Annotated in this window: 1 pseudogene; it reads left to right on the forward strand. The window is 66.1% G+C overall.

What is annotated here, in order from left to right:
* Positions 1–295: pseudogene (locus ACTIF1_RS26450) on the forward strand (xanthine dehydrogenase family protein molybdopterin-binding subunit); the annotation flags it as partial.

Below are 295 nucleotides of genomic sequence, written 5' to 3' on the forward strand. Positions count from 1 at the left end.
CGGAAACGATGGGCGTGCCGCTCGACCGCGTGTCGGTTGAGTTGGGCGATTCCGATTTCCCCGTGGCTGCGGGGTCGGGTGGGCAATGGGGCGCGGCGAGTTCGACCGCCGGCGTCTATGCCGCCTGCCTCGTGCTGCGCCGCGCGATCGGGGAGAAGCTCGGCTTCGATGGTGATGCTGCGGTGTTCGAAGACGGCGCGATCAAGCTTGGCAACCGCACCATCGCGCTCACCGACGCCGGGGCAATGTCGGCCGAAGGTGAGATGCGGTATGGCAAGTTCAAGCGCGATTATGA

Source organism: Falsiroseomonas sp. (genome assembly GCF_051860665.1).
Classification (GTDB): Bacteria; Pseudomonadota; Alphaproteobacteria; order Acetobacterales; family Acetobacteraceae; genus Falsiroseomonas.